This is a genomic window from Eggerthella sinensis (genome assembly GCF_003339815.1).
Lineage (GTDB): Bacteria > Actinomycetota > Coriobacteriia > Coriobacteriales > Eggerthellaceae > Eggerthella > Eggerthella sinensis.
Genome location: NZ_PPTT01000002.1, coordinates 31,913 through 53,956 on the forward strand (window position 1 = coordinate 31,913; position 22,044 = coordinate 53,956).

General features: G+C 61.8%; 13 protein-coding genes. 3 read left to right on the forward strand and 10 right to left on the reverse strand.

Annotated features, from left to right (window positions below; genetic code table 11):
- Nucleotides 1-1,695, reverse strand: coding sequence for an FAD-dependent oxidoreductase (locus C1876_RS01145; protein ID WP_158544546.1), 1,695 nt, complete (start codon nt 1,693-1,695; stop codon nt 1-3).
- Between the two features lie 215 nt (nt 1,696-1,910).
- A complete protein-coding gene (locus C1876_RS01150; RefSeq protein ID WP_158544520.1) occupies nt 1,911-2,783 on the reverse strand; it encodes a MarR family transcriptional regulator in 873 nt (290 codons plus the stop codon).
- A gap of 104 nt (nt 2,784-2,887) precedes the next feature.
- On the opposite strand from C1876_RS01150, the gene C1876_RS01155 reads away from it, so the two are divergent.
- The gene (locus C1876_RS01155; protein ID WP_114544898.1) at nt 2,888-3,103 is read left to right on the forward strand and encodes a helix-turn-helix domain-containing protein; all 216 of its coding nucleotides are present in this window, start codon (nt 2,888-2,890) and stop codon (nt 3,101-3,103) included.
- 37 nt (nt 3,104-3,140) lie between these two features.
- On the opposite strand, the gene C1876_RS01160 is transcribed toward C1876_RS01155, so the two are convergent.
- The 6 genes from C1876_RS01160 to C1876_RS01185 are packed head-to-tail and all read right to left on the reverse strand — an operon-like array spanning nt 3,141 to nt 8,965.
- Complete coding sequence (locus C1876_RS01160; protein ID WP_114545047.1) at nt 3,141-4,556, reverse strand: sensor histidine kinase; 1,416 nt, start codon at nt 4,554-4,556, stop codon at nt 3,141-3,143.
- A gap of 8 nt (nt 4,557-4,564) precedes the next feature.
- Nucleotides 4,565-5,257 carry a response regulator transcription factor gene (locus C1876_RS01165; protein ID WP_114544899.1) on the reverse strand — a complete coding sequence of 231 codons (693 nt, stop codon included), beginning with the start codon at nt 5,255-5,257 and terminating at the stop codon, nt 4,565-4,567.
- 45 nt (nt 5,258-5,302) lie between these two features.
- Nucleotides 5,303-6,181: a phosphate ABC transporter ATP-binding protein PstB gene (gene pstB, locus C1876_RS01170; protein WP_114544900.1), complete on the reverse strand. Its 879-nt coding sequence runs from the start codon at nt 6,179-6,181 to the stop codon at nt 5,303-5,305.
- Nucleotides 6,174-7,157: a phosphate ABC transporter permease PstA gene (gene pstA, locus C1876_RS01175; RefSeq protein WP_114544901.1), complete on the reverse strand. Its 984-nt coding sequence runs from the start codon at nt 7,155-7,157 to the stop codon at nt 6,174-6,176. The genes pstB and pstA overlap by 8 nt, the downstream gene beginning before the upstream one ends.
- Nucleotides 7,157-8,017 carry a phosphate ABC transporter permease subunit PstC gene (gene pstC / locus C1876_RS01180; protein ID WP_114544902.1) on the reverse strand — a complete coding sequence of 287 codons (861 nt, stop codon included), beginning with the start codon at nt 8,015-8,017 and terminating at the stop codon, nt 7,157-7,159. The genes pstA and pstC overlap by 1 nt, the downstream gene beginning before the upstream one ends.
- Nucleotides 8,018-8,050: 33 nt before the next feature.
- A complete protein-coding gene (locus C1876_RS01185; RefSeq protein ID WP_114544903.1) occupies nt 8,051-8,965 on the reverse strand; it encodes a substrate-binding domain-containing protein in 915 nt (304 codons plus the stop codon).
- A gap of 219 nt (nt 8,966-9,184) precedes the next feature.
- Here C1876_RS01185 and C1876_RS01190 point away from each other — a divergent pair, with 219 nt between their 5' ends.
- Nucleotides 9,185-9,397, forward strand: a complete 213-nt coding sequence (locus C1876_RS01190) for a TOBE domain-containing protein (protein ID WP_114544904.1) — start codon at nt 9,185-9,187, stop codon at nt 9,395-9,397.
- Nucleotides 9,398-9,480: 83 nt separating this feature from the next.
- On the opposite strand, the gene C1876_RS01195 is transcribed toward C1876_RS01190, so the two are convergent.
- Together C1876_RS01195 and C1876_RS17805 are read right to left on the reverse strand one after the other, a co-directional pair.
- The gene (locus C1876_RS01195; RefSeq protein ID WP_114544905.1) at nt 9,481-10,077 is read right to left on the reverse strand and encodes a hypothetical protein; all 597 of its coding nucleotides are present in this window, start codon (nt 10,075-10,077) and stop codon (nt 9,481-9,483) included.
- 10 nt (nt 10,078-10,087) lie between these two features.
- Nucleotides 10,088-20,569 carry an SHIRT domain-containing protein gene (locus C1876_RS17805; protein ID WP_114544906.1) on the reverse strand — a complete coding sequence of 3,494 codons (10,482 nt, stop codon included), beginning with the start codon at nt 20,567-20,569 and terminating at the stop codon, nt 10,088-10,090.
- Nucleotides 20,570-21,296: 727 nt separating this feature from the next.
- Between C1876_RS17805 and C1876_RS01205 the strand changes: the two genes are divergently transcribed.
- The gene (locus C1876_RS01205; RefSeq protein WP_244909985.1) at nt 21,297-22,040 is read left to right on the forward strand and encodes a transglutaminase-like domain-containing protein; all 744 of its coding nucleotides are present in this window, start codon (nt 21,297-21,299) and stop codon (nt 22,038-22,040) included.
- The last annotated feature ends 4 nt before the right edge of the window (nt 22,041-22,044 follow it).

A 22,044-nucleotide genomic window follows, 5' to 3' on the forward strand; every position in this document is an offset into this window, starting at 1 on the left:
TTACGCCTCGAGCGGCGTTTCCGCCGCCGCGTTGCGACCGGCAATGCGCCCGAAGTTGAAGCATTCGGCCAGGTTGGCGCCGAATATGCAGTACACCTGCGCGGCCGTGTGCCCAAGCGTGCCCGCCTCGTACAGGCGCGGAATCACCTCGCCGTGCGTGTCGAGGATCTGGGCGTTTCCGTTCTTCACCGGGCCGCCTTTCGTGGTGTTCATGCAGGGCATGAGGCGCAGCGCGTAGTACGGCGGCGTGTCGAGCGGCACGAGGTTCGGCGCGTCGTTCACCGTGGCGGGGCGATCGAACAGCGTGTCGACGCCGGCGGCGCAGTCCGCGTTGTACGCGTCGATGGTGGCCTGCAGATCGGCCGGGTCCATATGGTAGCCCTCGTCCGCGCTGTTCGCGTTCATGCGCTTCACGAGCTCCTCGACGGTGTCGCCCTTGAGAATCCATCCCTTCTCAAGCTCCTGCTTGTTGTCTTCGCTCCAGGGCTCCACCCCGCCCAGCTCCTTGTCGATCAAGCCGCAGCCGGCAGTTTGGTTGTTGTCGTACAGCGGGGCCGCCTCGAACTGCTTCTGGTCGATGAGCAGATAGAACGGGATGTCGCGATACGAGGAGTCGTACCCGAGCGGCAGCTTGCCCGGAATGTCGTCGAACAGCGCGAAGCGGTTGACGCTGCGGTGCGCGAGCGGCGTGCCGATGTTCGACGGATTTTCGCACATGAAGCGCTTGCCGTTACGGTTGACCCACATGAAACTGCCGGTTGCGCACGTGGCGCCGTTCAGGCCGAAGCGGCCCGTGACGTCGCCCGGGGCGGTGAACGTCACCCCGTAGGCGTCGAGCATGTTCATGTGCCACAGGTCGGCCCCTATTTCCTGGCCCATCTTCACGCCGTCGCCGGTGTTGAACATCCAGCCTTCGCGCGCGAGCGGAGAGGGCACCAGGTAGTTGCCGATCATCTCGTCGTTGCACTCGAACCCGCCGGTGCACATGATGACCGCCTTCTTCGCATGCACCGCCATCTCCGAGCCGTCGGCATGCCGGGCGCGGACGCCGATGACCTCGCGGGTGGACGGGTCCTGCACCAGCTGATACGCCCGTGCGTCGAACAGGATTTCGATGCCGTTGTCGGCCATGTACTGCGTGGCCCAGTCGAACACGGCCGTGCCGCTGTTCGTACCGTCGGCGTTGGTGAACCCCACCGCGCCGAACGCGTCGGACCCGGGCCAGTTCTTGTAGTCGGAGCCCAGCACGCTGCTCACATCGGTGTAGGCGATGCCGTGATCGTCGAGCCAGTCGGTGAGCGTGGCCCCCTCCTGCACGTACGTCTCGAACACTTCCTGGGGAGTCAGCCCCTTCACCTGCGTGCGCAGGTACTCGAGCGCACCCTTCGGGTCGAGCACGATGGAGGAGTACCCGGTGGAGATGCGCGTGGTGCCGCCGCCTTCCTTCGGCGCCTTTTCCAGGATGAGCACCTCGGCGCCCTCCTCGTGCGCTGCCGCTGCCGCCACGGCACCGGCGCCGCCGAATCCCAGCACGAGCACCTCGGTCTCGCGATCCCACTTCACGTCCGCCGCACCCTGCGCGCCCGAGCCCGCCGTTGCGCACCCTGCAACGCCGGCCACGGCCACCGCCGTCGCTGCAACGCCGGCGCCCCTCAAGAAGTCCCTGCGTGAAAAGCCTTCGTTCGCGTGCGCCATACCGCTCCTCCGTTCGTCTGCAGGCGGGGCCGCGCGCGTTGCCGCACGCGGCCGCCTTCCCCTTTTCGGGAACGATCGTCCCCGCATGCGATTCTAAGGAACGTACTCACACGGTTACAAGCAAAGACGCATGATGGGGCCCATCACGGATAGCGGGGTGCGCGCTTCGCCCCTCCCCCTCACGAGCAGGCGCGATGCTTGCAGCGAGCGCAGCGTTATTCGATATACGACGCGTACATGCGCATGTGCAACTCGTTCGCCTTGGCCTTGTCGGCGGGTCGCGCGTCGGAAAACAGCTCGGCCGTGGCGCGTTCCAGCTGCGCGGTGGCAAGCACCGCCACGACGGAGCCCTTGTCGGTGAGCGACACCACGTGCGTGCGTCGGTCGGCTCCGCGCCCTACGTCGACGTACCCCCGCTTCTCCAGGCGGGCCACCACCGGCGAGATGCTGCTGCGGTCGAGCCTGAGCTCGCTCGCGATGAGCGCGCAGGGCAGCGCGGACAGCCGGTGCTCGAGCAAGGCCAGGCAGCGGTACTCGGTGAACGTGAGGCCGGCGAAGCACGCGATGCGAGTTTCCCACCGGCGCAGGAAGCCGGCGATGCACATGAGGTACGACGGCGTGATCACCTGATGGCAGTGATGGTTGATCTCCACGGCGTCGATGCCGAGGTTGCGCATGACGCAGGGAAACGCGTGCATCGTCTGGTCGATGTCCGCATCGGTATGCGAGCGCCACACGGTGTTCGTCAGGTAGGCGTGCACGTCGCGGAAGCCCCGGTCGACCGCCGCAGCTCCGGCGTCCGTTTCCGAAAGCTGCATGATGCGGCGATCATCGGGGCTGCGCCGCTTTTCCAGCAAGCCTCGGTGCACCGCCCCGTTCGCCGCAACCACCACCGTGTTGTCGTTCGCCAGCGTCCCGCGCGGGAAATCGGCCAGCGTCATGCGTCCCTCGTGCGAGCGCACAGACGCCATCAGGCAGAACATGAGGTACGTCACGCCGAGCGAACGCTTGAGCAGCATGCCCAATTCGCGATGGAGGCCGTCCACGACGGCCGCCCATTGAAAGGTGAACAACACTTCGTCGTTCATGGATACACCACCTCGGCCATCCTCGGGAGAACGCCGGGCAAACATGCCCGGTATTGAGTTCTATAGGACACACTAGGGTGCATAGTACCAGATAATCTTTACCCATGTCACAGAACACCCGAAAAGCCATCGGCAACCGGATTCGAGAACTGCGGACGAGCCAGGGGCTTTCGCAGCAGAAGCTTGCGCTCATGGTGAACGTCGAGCGTTCCTACCTGGCGAAATTGGAGTCGGGAGCGCGCAATCCCACGATTGATTGCCTGGAGAAAATATCCTCCGGCCTGGGACTTTCGCTGGGAGAATTCTTCGAGGGCCTGTAGGCCCCCGAAGCGCGAAACGATTGCGTTGGCCCGGTTGTCAGGCAGCCGGAAAGCGCAGCACGAACGTGGTGCCGTGGCCTTCCGCACCCTCCACCTTGATGGTGCCGCGATGGTAGAGCACCGCGTGCTTGACGATGGCAAGGCCGAGCCCCGTGCCGCCCGTCTCCTTCGAGCGGCTCTTGTCCACGCGGAAGAAGCGCTCGAACACCTTGTCGCGCAGGCCCTCGGGGATGCCCGGGCCCGTGTCGCTCACGCGCACGACGGTTTCCCGCTGGGCGCCTGCGCCGGCACCCGCTTCCCCTCCCCTGCGCTCGGAACTCACCGTCATCGTGACGCTGCCGCCCTCGTGGTTGTAGCGGATGCCGTTCTCAATGAGGTTGTACAGCATTTCCTCGGCCAGGGTCTCGCTGCCGGCGATGCACGCCGACGCGCCTTCCACCTGCACCGTCACGTGCTGATGCTCGGCGAAGCTGGCCAGGCGGCCCGCCACGCGCTGCGCCACCGCGTACAGGTTGATGGACGCGGCGCCTTCGTTCTCGAAAGCGGACTCGTCGAGCTTCGACAGGGTGAGCACGTCGTTGATGAGCGAGCGCATGGTTTGCGCCTCGTCGTAGATGAGCGCGGCGAACTTCTGACGGTCGGCCGGCTGCACCATGTCGTTCTTCATGAGCTCGGCGTAGCCGGAGATTACCTGCAGCGGCGTCTTCATCTCGTGGCTCACGTTGCTCGAGAAGTCGCGGCGCATGTTCTCGGCCTCGGCAAGCTCGCTGTTTTGAGCTTTGAGCTGGCGCTGCTGCTCGTCGATGCGGATGAGCAGCGGGTCCATCTCCTCGTAGATCTCGTTGTCGAGCGGGTTGGCGAAGTCGAGCGCGTCGATGGGCTTCATGATGCGGCGCGTGAGCACCTTCGACAGCAGGAACACGAGGGCCACGGCCACCACAAGCGCGATGAGCACGGGCATGAGCATGTCGCTGAGGAACGACAGCAGCGAATGGCGCGTCTCGGACAGGCGCACGATGCTGCCGTCGTCAAGCTTCACGGCCGCGTACACGGTGTCGGTGCCGAGCGTTTCGGAGTAGCGCATGGTGACGGCTTCGCCCTGAGCGGCCGCTTCCTGCACCTCCGGGCGATCGGCATGGTTCTCCATGGCGCTCGTATCGGCGGCGCTGTCGTAGAGCACCGTACCGTCGGAGCCGATCAGCGTGTAGCGCGTCAAGCCGCTGAACTGCTCTTCGAGCGCCGGCGCGTTGTCGGACGACGGCGTGGCGTTCAGGTAGCGCGCCGCGTCCTGAGCGCTCGCGGCCAGCTCGGCCTCGGCATCGTGCTCGTAGGACACGTAGTAGATGGTGGTCATGGCCACCGATAGCACCATGATGATGGCAAGCGTGAACGCGAGCACGCTCGTGAATATCTTGCCGGACAGGTTCTTCACTTTGAAATGCGTTGGGCTCATGCGGGCGCTCACGAGGTGGGCTTGATGCAGTAGCCAACGCCGCGCACCGTGCGGATGAGGGCGTCGGCCCCCTCCTGCGCCGCGGCCAGCTTCTGGCGCAGCGTCTGCACGTGCACGTCCACCGTGCGCGTCTCGCCCACGTAGGTCATGCCCCACACGTCTTCCAGCAGCTGGCTGCGCGACAGCACGTGCCCCTGATTCTGCAGCAGCGTGTGCAGCAGGTCGAACTCCTTGAGCGTGAGCGTGATGGGCTCGCCCGCCACCTGCACGGTGTGGGACGACACGCACAGCTCGATGGGGCCGCATCCCAACTCGTCGTCGGCCACGACGGGCGGCGCGGAGGCGCGGCGCATGAGCGCGTTCACGCGCGACACGAGCTCCATCATGCCGAAGGGCTTGGCCAGGTAGTCGTCGGCACCCGCATCGAGGCCGCTCACCGTGTCGAACTCGGTGCCCTTCGCCGTCAGCATCATGACCGGCAGATGCTTCGTGGCCGGATTCTCACGCAGCATGTGGAGGATTTCAAGGCCGTCGATTTCCGGCAGCATGATGTCGAGCAACACGAGCTCGGGCAGGCGGTCCTTGCACGCGGCGAAGAACTCCCCCGCCGCCGGGAACCCGGCTGCGTCGAAGCCCGCCTGCTTGAGCGCGTAGACGGTGAGATCGCGGATATTGGTGTCGTCTTCAACGTAGTAAATCATGGGTTGTTCCTTCGAACCGCAGGTCGGTCGCCAGTTGCCACCATTCTAACCGAAACGACCGGCCACGTAATCGGCGGTGCGCGGATCAGCGGGATTCGTAAAGATGTCGTCGGTGGAACCGGCCTCCACCATCTCTCCGAGCAGGAAGAACGCCGTCTTGTCGGACACGCGCAGCGCCTGCAGCATGTTGTGCGTCACCATGATCACCGTGTACTTGCTTTTGAGCTCGCCCACCAGGTCCTCGATCTTCGCGGTGGAGATGGGGTCGAGCGCGCTCGTGGACTCGTCCATGAGCAGCACCTCGGGACGCACGGCCAGCGCGCGGGCGATGCACAGGCGCTGCTGCTGGCCGCCGGACAGGCCCAGGGCGTTCTTCTTGAGGCGATCCTTCAACTCGTCCCAGATGGCGGCGTCGCGTAGGCTCTGTTCCACGATGACGTCGAGGTCGGCGCGGTTCTTGATGCCGTGCGTGCGCGGGCCGAACGCCACGTTGTCGTACACGCTCATGGGAAACGGGTTGGGCTGCTGGAACACCATGCCCACGCGGCGACGCAGGTTGTTCACGTCGAGGGAGCGGTAGGCGTCTTCGCCGTCGAGCGTGATCTCGCCCTCGATGCGGCAGCCCGCCACGAGGTCGTTCATGCGGTTGAGGCTTTTCAGCAGCGTGGACTTGCCGCAGCCCGACGGGCCGATGAGCGCCGTCACCTGGTTCTGGGGAAACTCCAGGTTGATGTTCTTGAGCGCCTGGAAGTCCTTGTAGTACAGGTCGAGGTTGTGAACGCCCATCTTCACGGGCGCGTCGACGGGCGCCTGACCCGCACGCTCAAGCGCGCGGTCGCGCGTGCGCGCCTGGGGCATATAGGTGTGCTCGATGGCCGGGGCAGTACCGCGACCTGTGATTTTATCCATGGTTGCGTTAGTCATCTTGGTTTCCTTTGCTCATCTTCTTCGCGGCGAACGTGGCCAGGAGGTTCAAACCCACCACCAGCACCAGCAACACCACCGCCGTTGCGTACGTCTCGTTCACATGCAAGCCTTCGCTGGCCAGCACGTACATGTGCACGGCCAGGGTGCGCGTCGAATCGAACAGCGCCATGCCGCCCTGCTCAAGGAAGTTCGGAATCTGGGCGATGGAGCCTGCCGTGAAAATAAGGGCCGCCACCTCGCCCACACAGCGTCCGAGCGCCAGGATCACGCCGCCCAGGATGCCGGGCACGGCGGAGGGCAGCACGCAGCGGAACACCGTGCGCAGCCGTCCTGCACCCAGGCCGAACCCGCCCTCGCGATACGCGTCGGGCACGGCGATGAGGGCCTCCTCGGTGGTGCGCATGACCACGGGCAGCACCATGATGGCCAGCGTGCACGCGCCCGCCATGAGCGACAGGTTCCAGTGCAGCGCCGTCACGAAGAACAGCATGCCGAACAGGCCGTAGATGATGGACGGGATACCCTGCAACGTCTCGGTGGTGGTGCGCACGATCTGCACGAAGCGGCTGCCGCGCGGTGCGTATTCCACGAGGTAGATGGCCGATCCCACGCCCACGGGCACCGCCATGACCAGCGAGAGCGCGGCCATGAGCAGCGTGTTGACAAGCGCCGGCATGAGCGAGACGTTGGTGGAGGTGTACTCCCACTCGAACAGGCTGGGCGTGAGGTACGGCACGCCGTTGACCAGGATGTAGCCCACCAGCACGAGCAGCACGGCCGAGGTGAGCAGCGCGCCCAGGTACACCACGAGGCGCAGCAGACGCGACACGATGCGCCGGGTGGCGCGATGGCGCGATTCGGCGGCCGCGAACAGGGAGTCGATATGATCGTCCGAGCCGGCAGGCGCGGGCGCGGGCGTCGGGGAGGGAGGCGTGGAACCCGACTCGTAGGCTATGGTGAGTTTCGGACTCATTACTTCAGCTCACCTCGCTTCTTGATAACGTTGAACAACATGGTGATGAGCAGGATGAATACGAACAGCACCACACCGGTTGCCACGAGCGCCCCGCGATGCAGGTCGGCCGCGTAACCCATTTCCAGCACGATGTTCGCCGTCATGGTGCGCACGCCGCTGAAGATGCTCTCGGGGATGATTGGCTGGTTGCCCGCCACCATGATGACGGCCATGGTCTCGCCGATGGCGCGCCCCACGCCCAGCACCACGCCGGCCATGATGCCGGAGGTGGCGGCGGGCACCACGACGCGGAACACCGACCGCTCGTGGTCGGCGCCCAGCGCGAGCGCGCCTTCGTAGTACTTCTTGGGCACGGCGTCGAGCGCGCTCTGCGCCACGGTGATGATGGTGGGCAGGATCATGATGCCCAGCAGCACGGCCGCGGCCACGAGCGACAGCCCGTTGCCCGGCATGTTCGAGCGGATGAAGGGCACGATGAGCACGAGGCCGAAGAAGCCGTACACCACCGAGGGGATGCCCGCCAGCAGCTCCACACCGGGCTTGAGCACGGCCGCGATCTTCCCGCTGGCGAATCGCGACAGGAAGATGGCGCACAGCAGGCCCGTGGGAACGCCCACGAGGATGGCGCCAGCCGTCACGTAGATGCTGCCCACGATCATGGGGAAGATGCCGTAGATGTCGTTGGCGGGGCGCCACGTGGTGCCGAAGAGGAATTCCGGAAGGCCGATCTGCGCGATGGCCGGCACGCCGTTCGCGAAGAGGAAGACGCAGATAAGGGCAACCGCGAGGACGGAGATCCCCGCGGCGGCCACGAACAACGCCTTCGCCACGCCTTCTTTAATATGAACGTGAGACATGCGAGTCCTTTGCATTCAATCCTGTGTCCGGCCTTAGGCCAGGGCGTCTTCCCACGTGGCAAGCTCGCCGGTGTAGATGCCCTTCACCTGATCGGACGTCAGGCTGTCCACGGAGGAGCCGGGGTTCACGATGACCGCGATGCCGTCCTGCGCGATGACCTGCGCCGACACGCCGCCCTTCTCGGAATCCTTGAGCTCGCGGGACACCATGCCGATGTCGCACGTGCCCTCGGTGGCCATGTTCACGCCGGTGGTGGAGTCGGACTGGTTCACTTCGATGGTCACGCCGGAGTTCAGCGCCTTGTATGCCTCAGCCAGCTTCTCCATGACGGGGGTGACCGACGAGGAACCGGCCAGGACGATCTTGCCCGACTTGCCCGACGCGGTGTAGGAACCCGCGTTGTCAGCCACGGAGATGTAGCCGTTGTCCTCGACCACCTTCTGGCCGTCGGCGCTCATGATGTAGTCGATGAAGTCCTGAGCGACATCGGACACGCCGGCCTTCGACACGATGTTGAAGGGACGCGCGATCTTGTACTCGCCGCTCTTCACGTTCTCGGCCGTGGGCTTCGCGCCGTCGATGTCGAGCGCCTTCACCGTCTCGTTGAGCGAGCCGAGCGAGATGTAGCCGATGCCGGCCTCGTCGCCCGCCACCGACGTCATCATGACCGACGTGGAGTTCGTGATAGCCGCCGACGGGGTGGTCAGATCGACCTTGTCGCCGTTGGCATCTTTCTCCTCGATGCCGAACAGCTCGACGAAGGCGCCACGCGTGCCGGAACCGTCCTCGCGCGAGTACACCGACACCTGGCCGGAGGGGCTCGTCGACGACGCACCGTCGCTACCGCCCGTTGCCGCCGCGTCCCCGCCGCCCGCGCAGCCGGCAAGACCCAGCACGCCAAGCGCAAGCACCGCGCCCATCGCTACCATCAGCAGTCGTTTCTTCATGTGGTTCGTTCCTTTCTTTGGCGCCTCGAGGGCGCATGGGGTATCACCTTGAGCGCGAGCCCGAGGCTCGCTGCGACAACCATAATGAGGAACCAGCATCAAAGGAGTGTTGGAAGACGGTCAAATCTGAGTAAAGTTTGGCCGTGCGCGCCCTGTTTGCACGCGACCGGGCAGGGTACAATAGACCGATAAGGGGATTTCATCACGAAGGGGGACTTCATGAAGCTTTCAGCGCGGAATCAGTTGAAGGGCACCGTCACGGCCATCCATCCGGGTGCGGTGAACGCCATCGTCATCCTCGAGCTGGACGGCGGACAGTTGGTCACGTCGTCGATTTCGATGGGCTCGCTCAAGGACCTCGACCTGCAGGTGGGCCAAACGGCGTACGCCATCGTGAAGGCGTCGAACGTGATCATCGGCGTGGACGACTAACGGCGCACAGCGGCGAACATGCAGCGGCCCCCTTGGAATTCCAAGGGGGCCGCTGTCGTTTCTGCTTGGTGGCGGTTGGCCGCTTAGGCGGCCTGCTCGAGCTCGAGCGAGGTCAGGATGCTGGCCAGCTCTTCGGGCGTGTCGAAGGGGCGCTCCTCCTTCGTTTCCACGATGAACACCTCGCCCTTCCACGTCTTCTGCTCCGTCTGAGGCGCGGCAGCTGCGGGCTGGTCGGCGGTGGCGGTGGCGGTGGCGGTGGCGACATCGGAAGCCTCGTCCTTGCGCTCTTCGGCTTCGAATTCCTTGGTGCGGACGAAGTATTTCACCTCGAACTCATCCTTCTCGGGAAAATCGGCTCGCTCGAAATCGTACTTCAGGCTTTGCAGGATGCCCGCGATGGTTTCGCGCATCGGCGCAGCACCCTCGAGCTTGACGAGCCCCTTCTCGCTGTTGAACGCGGCACCGTCGCCCACGTACACCGTGCGGATGCGTCGACGGCGCGTGCGCTCCATCTTGACGATGACGCCGACAGCCACCGCGATAACCGCCCACCACACGATGGACAGCACGAGGTCGAGCGGCTCGTCGATGCGGTTGAGGCCCAGGAAGAACCACAGCCACAGGAAGAACGCCGAGGCCAGGGCCAGCAGGACAAAGATGATGACGTTGCTTTTCTTCATGGTTGCCCTCCTACTCGCCCAGTCCGGCGGCCAGCGTCGCACCCGCGGGAACGCTCTTCGGCATAACCGGAGCCGCGACGTCGCCATCGGTGGACGGAGCGCCGGGAGCGGGGTCGCCGCCGCCGGTCAAATCGTCTTCGTACTTCTTCAGCTTACGCGAGAACAGCCCGCGACGCAGCGCCACGCATGCGGCGTACACCGCCGTCACGATGATGCCGAGAATGATGTACCAATGCACCCAGCACCAGGCGTGAACTCCGGCGAGCGGCGTTTCGTTGTCGCCGATCTCGGTTTCGCGCGGCTCGGTGTTCTGAGCCAGCGGCGTGGCGTTGTCGCCGATCACCGTCTCGGCCGCCGTTGCCAGCGCGTCAACGACCGGCGCGATGATAGGCGTCAGCGGGTTGTCCGCCGGCGGCGTGCCCGGCGTCGGCAACGGCGTAGGCGTCGGTGTCGGAGTCGGCGTGGCCGGCGTAGGCGTAACCGGAGTCGGAGGCGTCGGGGGCGTCGTCGATGCCACGTATTCCGCCGTGTACGTCATGTCTCCCGTCACCGGAGGAAGCTCCGTACCCGTATACAGGACGCCATTCGCGTCACGCCATCCGGCAAAGGCGTACTGCGTCGTACCTTCATCGGGACGCGTCGGAGTGGCGGGAGCGACAACCGCATCGTTATAAACATACGTGCCCGTGCCCAGCTCGGTTCCTTCGTAATCGACGAAGTTCACCACGTACTGCGCTGCAGCAAACTCCCATGCGCCCGTAATGGTCACGTTGCCAGTCACCGCGAAGTCCTCGGCATCCCAGCCGCCAAACGTCCATGTGCCGGTAGCGTCACTCACCGTCGTGCCCGGAACAAATGCGGTATCAACGGCAAACGGAGCATTGTACGCGAACGATCCACCAGACGGAATCACCGCCGTCGCAGGGGCGTTCGTCCACTGATATACCACAGTATACTCGGCCGGCTCGTACGTCCACCTACCCGAGATCACCGTATTCTGCTCGCCCATCACACCGTTGTTCGGATCGGTCCATCCGCTGAACGTGTACACGCCGCTCTCATCGGTCACCTGATATCCCGCGTAATACTGCCCATCAACGGCATACGACTGGTTGAACGCCAAACCATCGATCGACTGCGGCAGAATTGCGCCGCCCGGAATATTGTCAGTGCCCCAATCGTAGCTGACGCCGTACGCCGGCACCGTCACAGACTGGAAGGACCAAGCACCCTGCACGGTAATATCGGCATTACCCATGGTCCCATTACCGGGATCAGTCCACCCGCTGAACGTGTACACGCCGTTGATGTTGCCGAACGCATCATGCGTATTCACCGGCTGATATGCTGTCGCATCAACCGTATACGGCTGGCCATTAACGTACGTTGCGCCATTAGCCGGCAGCGTGTAGACTGCCAACACCTCAGGAGCCGCGGTGCCCCAATCGTAGTACACACGGTGCGCATCAACCGTCACGGCCTCATAGGCCCAGGCACCCGTCACCACGACGTCGTTCTCTCCCATGACGCCGTTGCTCGGGTCGTTCCAGCCGGAGAACGTCCAGCGGCCGTCCACGTTGCCGTAGGCGTCCTCGTGCTCGACGGTCGTGCCAGCCGCGAAGGCCGCGTCGACGTCGTAGGGCTGGCCGCTCACGTACGCGTTGCCGTCGGTCGGCAACGTTTGGGCGTACTCGCCGTCGGGCGCGTTCGTCCATTCGTACGACACGCCGTGTTCGTCGACCGCTACATCCTCGTACGTCCACGATCCGCCGACCGTCACGCCGCCCTCGACCATCGTGCCGTCGTGCTCGTCGTTCCAGCCGCCGAAGATCCAGCGGCCGTCAACGTTGCCGTAGGCGTCCTTGTGCTCGACGGTCGTGCCAGCCGCGAACGTCGCGTCCACCTGATAAGACTGGCCGCTCACATACAGGCCCGCATCAGTGGGCAAGGCCTGAGCGTATTCGCCCGTAGGCTCGCCCGTCCACTCGTAAGCCACTCCGTACGCAGGAACAACCAAGGCCTCGTACGACCAGGCTCCCGTAACCGTTACATTGTTGTCGCCCATCACACCAGCATTCGGGTCGTTCCAGCCGGAGAACGTCCAGCGGCCGTCAACGTTGCCGTAGGCGTCCTTGTGCTCGACGGTCGTGCCGTTCGCGAAGGAAGCGTCGACGTCGTAGGGCTGACCGCTCACGTACGCGTTGCCGTCAAACGGAATGACTTGCAGGTACTCGCCCGTCGGGGCGCCCGTCCACTCGTAGCTCACGGTATGGGTATCTACCGTCACCGACTCATACGACCAGGAGCCTTCGATGACGACATCGCCGTTGCCCATGACGCCGTTGTTCGGGTCGTTCCACCCGCCGAACACCCAACGCCCGTCAACGTTGCCGTAGGCGTCCTTGTGCTCGACGGCCGTGCCATTGCTGAACGTCGCGTCAACATCGTAGCCTTGGCCGTTCACGTACGTGTCGCCGTCGATGGGGAGCGTCTGGGCATATTCGTCCGTCGGCTCACCAGTCCAGCGATAGTTCACGGCGTGGGTGCCCACCGCCACATCCTCATACGTCCACACACCCGTGATGGTGACATCGATATCACCCATGACACCGTTATTCGGATCGCTCCATCCACCGAACGTCCAACGGCCGTCAACGTTGCCGTAGGCGTCCCTGTGCTCGACGATCGTGCCGTTCGCGAACGTCGCGTCGACGTCGTAGGGCTGACCGTTCACGTACGCGTTGCCGTCGAACGGAAGCGGCTGCGCATAGCCGTCGCCCGACGGAGCTCCCGTCCATTCGTACGTAACAAGATGCGTGTTAACATCTTCAGACGAGTAGCTCCACGCACCCCGAACGACCACGTCCGACGTTCCCATTACGCCCTCGTTCGGGTCGTTCCACCCGCCGAACACCCAACGCCCGTCCACGTTGCCGTAGGCGTCCTCGTGCTCGACGGTCGTGCCAGCCGCGAAGGCCGCGTCGACGTCGTAGGGCTGGCCGCTCACGTACGCGTTGCCGTCGGTCGGCAACGTTTGGGCGTACTCGCCGTCGGGCGCGTTCGTCCATTCGTACGACACGCCGTATTCGTCGACCGCTACATCCTCGTACGTCCACGATCCGCCGACCGTCACGCCGCCCTCGACCATCGTGCCGTCGTGCTCGTCGTTCCAGCCGGAGAACGTCCAGCGGCCGTCCACGTTGCCGTAGGCGTCCTTGTGCTCGACGGTCGTGCCAGCCGCGAAGGAAGCATCCACCTGATAAGACTGGCCGCTCACGTACGCGTTGCCGTCGGTCGGAAGCGTCTGGGCGTACTCGCCGTCGGGCGCGCTCGTCCATTCGTATACCACGCCGTACGTCGGTACCGAAACGGCCGCGTACGTCCAAGAGCCGTTCACCTTGACATCGTCGTTACCCATAATGCCGTTGTTCGGGTCGTTCCACCCGCCGAACACCCAACGCCCGTCCACGTTGCCGTAGGCGTCCTCGTGCTCGACGGTCGTGCCAGCCGCGAAGGCCGCGTCGACGTCGTAGGGCTGGCCGCTCACGTACGCGTTGCCGTCGGTCGGCAACGTTTGGGCGTACTCGCCGTCGGGCGCGTTCGTCCATTCGTACGACACGCCGTGTTCGTCGACCGCAACTTCAACGTACGTCCAAGCTCCGGTCACTACCACGTCTTCGTCGCCCATGACTCCATCGTTCGGCGCGTTCCAACCGCCGAATGTCCAACGCCCGTCAACGTTGCCGTAGGCGTCCTTGTGCTCGACGGTCGTGCCATTGACGAAAACGCCATCGACATCGTACGGTTCGTTGTTCACGTAGCGCTGCGGGTCAACGGGAAGAGTCTGCTGATACTCACCCTCAGGAGCGTTTTCCCAAGCGTACGTCACGCCGTGATCGGCAACGGCGACGTTCTCGTATGTCCACGATCCGCCAATGACGACGCCCCCTTCGACCATCGTACCGTCATGGGCATCGGTCCAACCGGAGAAGGTCCAACGACCGTCGACGTTACCGAATGCGTCTTTGTGCTCGACGGTTACGCCAGCTGCGAACGTCGCGTCGACGTCGTAGGGCTGACCCTTCACGTATTCGTTTCCATCGGTGGGAAGCGTCTGGGCATAGTCGCCCATCGGCTCATTCACCCATTGATACACGACGCTGAAGGCAGACACTTCAACGGCGGCATACGTCCAAGTGCCCGTAATCACCACGTTGTCGTTGGCCATGACGCCGCCATTCGGGTCGTTCCATCCCGAGAACGTCCAGCGTCCATCGACGTTACCATATATATCCTTATGCTCTACCACCGTGCTCGACGTGTAGCTGGCGTCAAGTCCGTAAGGCTCGCCGTTCACCAAGCCGCTCACGCCCGCGGGCTTCGATGCGCCTTCGGGAGCGTTATCTCCCCAATCGTAGGTCACATCGTGCGTCGCAACCTCAACCGGCTCGTACGACCACGTTCCCCCTACCGTTACGTCGGAAGCTCCCATCATGCCCTTGTTCGGGTCAGTCCAACCGCTGAACATCCAACGGCCGTTCACATTGCCGAAATCGTCGTGCGTTTCAACCACGTCGTAGGTCGTCTGGTCGATCGCATACGGCTGACCCAGCACGTACCCGTTCGGATCGACTGGGATGCTGTACGTATCCAGCACCTCAGCGCCAGGAGTACCCCAGTCGTAATGCACCTTGTGCGTCTGTACCTCAACAGCGGTGTGCGTCCACGAACCCGTGATGACCACGTCGCCTTCGCCCATAACGCCGTTGTTCGGATCGGTCCAACCGCTAAAGGTGTAATAACCGTTCACATTACCGTACTGGTCTTTGGAGTCGATACGCATGCCAGCCGCATAGGTAGCGTCGACCTCATACTGCTGATTTTTGACATACTGATCGGGGTCCACCGGCTTCAATACGTCGTCGGGGATATTCTCAGTGCCCCAATCGTAGGTGACACCGTGCATCGCGACCGCCACCGGCTCATACGCCCACGAGCCGATAATCACGATATTTTCGTCGCCCATCGTGCCGTTGTTCGGATCGGTCCAACCGCTGAACGTCCAAACGCCCTTTACATTAGTATAGGCATCGAGTTCTTCAATGGTATATCCGGCAGGATAGCTGCTCGAAACCTCGTATCCTTCGCCCTTGACGTACGTACGCTTGTCCAGGGGAAGCGTCGGGGCGTAGTCGCCCTCAGGAGCGTTTTCCCACTGATACGTGATCGAGTGCGTCGCAACCTCCTGATCCTCATACGTCCACATACCGGTCACCGTCACGTCGGATTCGCCCATGACCCCGTTGCCGGGATCGGTCCACCCGCTGAACGTCCAGCGACCGTCCACGTTGCCGTAGGCGTCTTTGTGCTCAACGGTCATACTGTTCGTAAACGTCGCGTCGACGTCGTAGGGCTGGCCCTTGACGTATGTCGTCTCATCAACCGGAAGCGTCTGCTCATATTCGTCCGAAGGAACGTCCCCGTTCCATTCGTACTTCACCTTATGAGGTGCAGGTACAACTTCTTCGAAAGACCACGTGCCGCTCACCTTGATAGACTCTTCGTCCATGGTCCCATTGCCAGGATCCGTCCATCCGCTGAACGCGTACACGCCGATGATGTTGCCGTACGCGTCATGAGTCTCGATGCGCGTCTCGTCCGTGTAGTTGGCATCAATACGGTACGGCTGGCCCTTCACAAGACCGATGATATTCGACGGCAGTGATGCCCCGTCGGGAATGGAACCCGTCCAGTCGTACGTCACATCATGTTTCGCAACCGCGATCGATTCCCACGTCCACGTGCCGGTGATCTTCACACCATCGTTGTCCATTACGCCATGATTCGGATCGTCCCACCCGCTGAACGTCCAACGGCCATCCACGTTGCCGTATGCGTCATGATGATCGATCGTTGATTCAGGCGTGAATTGCTCGTCAACCTTATAAGGTTGATTTGGCACATACATATTCGGATCAACCGGCGCAGAAGGCTCATCGGCGCTGCTCGGCGTCTTGCCGTCCCACGTCCAATCGTACTCCACGCGATTCGACGGCACCGGAATACTCTGGTGCGTCCAAGTGCCCTTGATAGTCACATCATCCGTGATCGTGAGCGTTCCCGACGCATCCCAACCGCTGAAGGTGTAGACGTCGGTGACGTTGCCGTACGTGTCTTTCACGCTCACCTGATAGTTTTTAGCATACGTGGTATCAACGACGAAGGATTCGTTGTACAAGAGATCGTCTTTGCCCGCAGGAAGTTCGACGCCATTCGGAACGCTTCCACTCCACTCGTAGGAGACTTCGTACACATTCTGCGTCGATTTCGCATACAGATCGAGCGAACGCGTCGTCCCTTCGAAGAGGCTGAGTTCGAGCGCACTACCGGCATTCACCTGCTCACCGTTCATGCTCTCAGCCGTGTTCCACCCCGTATAGGTCGAGCCAAGCGCCGAAGGCAGCTCCCGAACCGCGAGGTTCTCGATCAGGTCGACGCCCGACGGCATCACGATCGTGCCGGTTTGTCCAGACGAGATGGTACCCACCTGCGCCCCACCCACCGGCTCTGCCGTGCCCGACGTAACATCGAAATAATTGACCGCGTACTTGGGCGTGAGGTAGATGTCCACCGTGCTATTGCCAGCCACGTCGCCAAGCGAAACGGCTCCATCCGCGCCCTGCGCCAAGCCGCCATCGGAACGCACGACGGTATTGAGCACCCATTCATCGCTCGTGTTCGCCACAGCAAGGTTCACCTTGTTGTCGTATTGCCAGGCGAAGTACAGCTGTTCGGTGGCAACTTTTTGCTCAGGCTCCCACATGCCAGCCGTGATATCGCCCGTAAGCAAGGCATGATCAACCGTGCCGTTCACATCGATGTAGTGCGTCTTGACCGTCACCATGCCCTGGCGATATGCGCTTCCGTTAGCGGGATCGACGTTATTCACGCCAACGGTGCCGTCTGACAAGTCGTTACTCTGCGGACTGCCTGCGTACGCAACCCGAATGTACATATTGTCGCGAGAGCCAGACGTATTCTTGTTGGTCAGGTCCCAATATAAGAAGTGTTTCGTGACCCCTTGGGGAGCCCCGTCGATACCAAGCTCCTTGAACTGGACTGTTTCAGGCATCCAATCCAAACGCGTGGGCGTAGCGGCAGGATCCGTGCCAGCCTTCACCTCGAACGTCGTGGGAGCACCCGCAGGATGAACCTCGACCCACCCGATCTTCGAAGGATCGTTGTTTTCGTATGTCTGAACGTCGTAATAGACATCATACACATCGACCCAGATCGCATACACCGTCTTGTCGCCATCCATGACAATCGAGCTCATAGGCTCAAGCGAATCAGGATCGGTTGACCACCCCTTGAACGTGGCCTTCTTGTTGCTCAAACCGTCGCCTGAAGCGAACGTCGTGAACGTCGTGCCCTTCTCCATCTTGACCGCGCTCGGCGCCACGCCTGTGCCACCATTCAGGTCGTACGTGAGCGTGACCATCTTGGCAGTCTTCACCACAACACTGTGGTTCGAAGTCACCTTGGAAATCACAGGGTACACGTACGTGCCGTCAGAGCCAACCGCCTTTGCGATCTCGGACTCGCTCAATTCTCTGTTGTCGATTGCGATACTCTTGATGGCATAGCCTTCAGCAGGCGTGAATGCCATCGCCTTCGATGAAGACCCGCTGTACACCGTCTGCCCGCTATTGGTAACCGTACCGCCATTGTCAATGATGCCATTGATGTTATAGCGATCCTTGTACTTTGCGTACACGTTAATATCGTTAGTTACGTTGACGGCATCTTTGCCAACAGAGGTTCCACTGAGATAAGTCCAGGAATCGAACCCACCTTGACTGGTATCCGGAGCATTGTCGAGGATGTTAAAGCCGCTACCGTCTTGCACGATCTCGGTCTTCACCAACTCGCCATTGTCGTAGTAGTTCACATTCCAGTACTTGCCCACGGTATACAGCATGCCATCGACGTGCCACGCCGTGCTCGTATTGATAATCTTGTACCAACGCACGCCCTGTGCTTCGCCAATGCTGATGTTGGCAATGTCAGCAATGGCATTAGCGCTTGGAGCGCTGGTAATGTAATCGTTGACGTTTTTAGAACCGTCAAGCTTGTAGTCAATTGTTATATTGCCATCTGTCGTCTTAATACCACCTTGGCCGACATAATAGTAGTTACCGGAGTTATTAATATCGCCACCGATATCCGTAACCGAAGGTTTCAACAAGAAGAATTCCGCCGTGGTCTCCTGACCGTATGAAGCTGTAGCTGAGATGGTATAAGTATTCCCACTCTTGCTGAAAGCCGACTTGTTAATAGTAACGACCGATCCCAATGGATACGTGTCGTTATCAACCGTCCAGCCACTCAGCTTAGAGCCGTTATTCCATATCTGAACCTTCTCTTGCTTGTGGAGCTGGAACGTGATGGTACCGTCGCCGTTATCAACGCCCGAAACGGCATCGAGTTGGGTATTGCTGTTATGTCCAACAGACGTATAGTTGATCTTCACGCGCACCGGAGACGCGTTCTCCGTCTTCTTCCACTGCGCGAAGAGCGAGACGTTCGAGCCCACTTCGATAGCATCGCCCGGTTCGAAGCTTTCGCCGCTACCGTCAGCGTTCGTCGTCCATTTCGTAAACGTATAGTTCGTGCTGTTATAGCCATCGATGGCATCGAATGTTTTCTCAGAAGGTGCCATCTGGTACACCGCATACGTATTCACGGCATCGACGATTTCGCCCTTGCCTGTCTTGCCGTCGTAGGTGAACTTCTTAGCATCAGTGGGATAGTTCGAGTAGAACGATACCGTGTACGCAACCACCGTCACGACGAATTGGTTGGACACCACATTGCCCACCTTGGCGGTGATAACGGCCGAACCGCCTGAAACACCCGTGACCAGACCGTTGCCATCCACCGTAGCGGCGGCAGGATTGCTCGACGACCACGTAAGCTGCGGAGCACTAACGTTATCCGGGCTCACCGCGGCAGTCAGCTGCGTCGTTTGCCCCACGGCAACCGAAGAATCGCCTGACACAACGATGGCCTTGACACCCTGTCCATCGGAGACGATCTCGATTTCTATGTTGTCAGAGTTATTGCCATAATTGTGATAGACGGTGATATGGCCTTCGCTTATGCCCTTCAAAACCGCCTTGCCTTTGCCCTGATCGCTGATCGACGCATCGCTCGTACGGTCCCCCGGGAACACACTCCATTTGTGACCGTTGTTCGCACCCTTACCTAAGTCACTCTGAAGCTCAATCGACTTGCCTACGGTAACCGTCGAAGGGCCGGAGATCGACTTGCTCGAAACCTCCATACCGCCCACTACGTAAATCGTGAAGTGGTCGACATCGAAGCTCTGGATGGCGGTGTCGGCTTGACGGGTGCCGATGGTTTCCACGGTGGACGCGTCGTCGCTGACGCGGTAGACGCCCACTTCGTCACCTTCGACGTTGCTGTCGAAGAAGCACACGTTCACGGCACCTTCGGGCTGAATCTCGTTACCGTCGGCATCGAGCAGCGTCACGTCGATGGCCACGGCGTTCTCGAGCACCTTGCCCTGGCTCTCAACCTTTTCGGCCACAGCATCAACGACGTCCTGACGATCAATCTGCACAGCTTGGACGGTGGTGCCTTCGGGGAGGATGCCTTCGGCGGCCGTCACTTTGACGGTGGTGCCGCCCACGGTGGCGTAGCCTTCGAACGCGGGGCTGCTCACGTCGGCCTCAACCTCGACGACCTCGTCGTCGACGGCAGGTGCCTCAACGGCGGACTCGTCGGCAACATCGGTGGCCGGCTTGTCGCCCTCCGGGGTCTCGACGTCTTCGGTTGCTTCGATCTTGGTGTCGCTCGTGATGGGCTTCGTTTCCACGGCGGGCTCATCGGCGGCAACGGCCTTTGCCGTCGCGGTCACAACCAGGGTGCTGTCCACGTACTCGGCTGCGATGGTGGAGATGCCGTCCTGGGTGGTGACGGGCACGTCCGCGTTCGCAGCGTTCTTCGCGGTGATGGATTCCAGCTCGAAGCCGGTGTCGGCGCTGGCCGAGAACTGCAGCTCTTTGTGCAGCTCGGTGGTGAGGGTTTTACCGGAAAGCACCTGGTCCTTCACGGACACGTAGGCGTTCTCCATCTCGAACGTCACCACGGCCTCGTCGACGGCCGTGGTCACGAGCGGCTCCGACGGCGTAGCCGCAGGAGCGTTCGTGTCGGATGCGTCGGATGCGGCGGCGTCGGTGCCGTGTTGCACGGCTTCGCTCACCGCTTGCTCATCGGAGGCATCGACGGCCTGCTCGGACGCCTTGGCCGGCTGCTCGGTGGCAGTCTCGTCGGCCGGGGCTTGTTCGCCCTCGTTGCCGGCGAATGCAAAGATGTTCGTCATCGACATGACGAGCACCACCGACATGAAGACAGCAATGAACTTGCCTTCAAACGTATTTTTCAAATCCAACATTCTCTCCAACATATGATCACCCAGACTCTCGCCAGTTACGCTTGAACGGCCTTAGGGGCGGAAGATCCACTCCTCCGCGCAGCCATCCAAGCACATAAGACGTGTTGTATGCGTCAATGAGCTCATACGTTGTCGAATATGCTGAAGCATTATGCTCAAATGTGGTAGGTTCTCGGGCGAGTATCTTGCATGAAAGCACGCAAAACAAGGGCCTGAAAACCCACGCATATTCTACCACGATGAGTGACAAATGTATTCAAAATGACCTCATTAAATCGAAACTTACAAGCGCTTCTTTTCAACGATTATTTTCGCAGGTAAGCATCTGGTTTCCGACACTCCCCCCTGCGTATGTACAGCGTGCGTTCATGCGCGTTTCTTACGATGATATTCCCATCCCGAAGCCTTCCGCCAGGAAGGGTATAATGCCTCTGAGTACACTCCCTTATAGAGAGGTTGCATGCGCACAATCGGCACCATAGCCGCAGGTCGCGGGCGACGCGCTAAAGCCGACGCGCCGCCGTTTTCGTGCGTACGCCTCTCCCGCAGCGCCGCACGCGCAACCTGCGCCGCGCTGCTCGCGGCGACGCTCGCCCTCAGCGGATGCGGCGCAACGACGCCAGACGGCCCGGGAAGCACCGGTTCAAACGGCGAAGGACAAACGAGCGGCGCGGCCTTCGAACGACCGGAACTCGCCCTCTCCCCTTTCGACGAAACCGCGGCCACCGGAAACAACGGCGTGCTCTTCGACACCTCGCACCTATCGGAAGGCTACGTAGCCGTGCTGGCCACCTCGTCGGTGCGCCTCAAGTTCCAGGTATCGTCCAACGGTGTCGACTACTACTACGACCTGCCCAGCGACGGCACGCCCATTTCATGCCCCCTCACCGCGGGCAGCGGGTCGTACACGTTCACGGCGTGGGAGAACACGACCGGGCAGCGCTACGCAGAGCTCGACAGCATCACCGATGTGGAAGTGTCGCTCGCGGACGAATTCCAACCGTTCATCCGGCCGAGCATCTACTGCGACTACGACGCCTCGAGCAAGAGCACGAAGCTCGCCAACGATCTGACCGCCGACGCGCAGAACGAGGGCGACGTGCTGCGCAGCATCTACGACTGGATTGTTGACGACATCGCATACAACGAGGGGAAAGCCGCGCAGCTTGCCGACGCGACGGGGTACCTTCCCAGCCCCGACGCCACCATCGACGAAGGCTCGGGCATCTGCTTCGACTACGCTTCGTTGGCGGCCGCCATGCTGCGCAGTCAAGGTATCCCCTGCAAAATTATCACGGGCTACGTTTCGCCCGATGATATATACCATGCTTGGAACATGGTGTATATTGACGGCACCTGGGTGGACGCCCGCATTGACGTCAAGCAGAACACGTGGACGCGCATCGACACGACGTTCGCCGCCGGAAGCGGATCGGTCTATGTCGGGGACGGCACCACGTACACCGAGCAATTCACGTACTAGCACG

What these genes read in the sequence shown, in the direction of transcription:
- C1876_RS01145 (WP_158544546.1), bottom strand. Translation starts at nt 1,695, where the DNA reads ATGGCGCACGCGAACGAAGGCTTTTCACGCAGGGACTTCTTGAGGGGC.
- C1876_RS01150 (WP_158544520.1), bottom strand. Translation starts at nt 2,783, where the DNA reads ATGAACGACGAAGTGTTGTTCACCTTTCAATGGGCGGCCGTCGTGGAC.
- C1876_RS01155 (WP_114544898.1), top strand. Translation starts at nt 2,888, where the DNA reads ATGTCACAGAACACCCGAAAAGCCATCGGCAACCGGATTCGAGAACTG.
- C1876_RS01160 (WP_114545047.1), bottom strand. Translation starts at nt 4,556, where the DNA reads ATGAGCCCAACGCATTTCAAAGTGAAGAACCTGTCCGGCAAGATATTC.
- C1876_RS01165 (WP_114544899.1), bottom strand. Translation starts at nt 5,257, where the DNA reads ATGATTTACTACGTTGAAGACGACACCAATATCCGCGATCTCACCGTC.
- pstB (WP_114544900.1), bottom strand. Translation starts at nt 6,181, where the DNA reads ATGACTAACGCAACCATGGATAAAATCACAGGTCGCGGTACTGCCCCG.
- pstA (WP_114544901.1), bottom strand. Translation starts at nt 7,157, where the DNA reads ATGAGTCCGAAACTCACCATAGCCTACGAGTCGGGTTCCACGCCTCCC.
- pstC (WP_114544902.1), bottom strand. Translation starts at nt 8,017, where the DNA reads ATGTCTCACGTTCATATTAAAGAAGGCGTGGCGAAGGCGTTGTTCGTG.
- C1876_RS01185 (WP_114544903.1), bottom strand. Translation starts at nt 8,965, where the DNA reads ATGAAGAAACGACTGCTGATGGTAGCGATGGGCGCGGTGCTTGCGCTT.
- C1876_RS01190 (WP_114544904.1), top strand. Translation starts at nt 9,185, where the DNA reads ATGAAGCTTTCAGCGCGGAATCAGTTGAAGGGCACCGTCACGGCCATC.
- C1876_RS01195 (WP_114544905.1), bottom strand. Translation starts at nt 10,077, where the DNA reads ATGAAGAAAAGCAACGTCATCATCTTTGTCCTGCTGGCCCTGGCCTCG.
- C1876_RS17805 (WP_114544906.1), bottom strand. Translation starts at nt 20,569, where the DNA reads ATGTTGGAGAGAATGTTGGATTTGAAAAATACGTTTGAAGGCAAGTTC.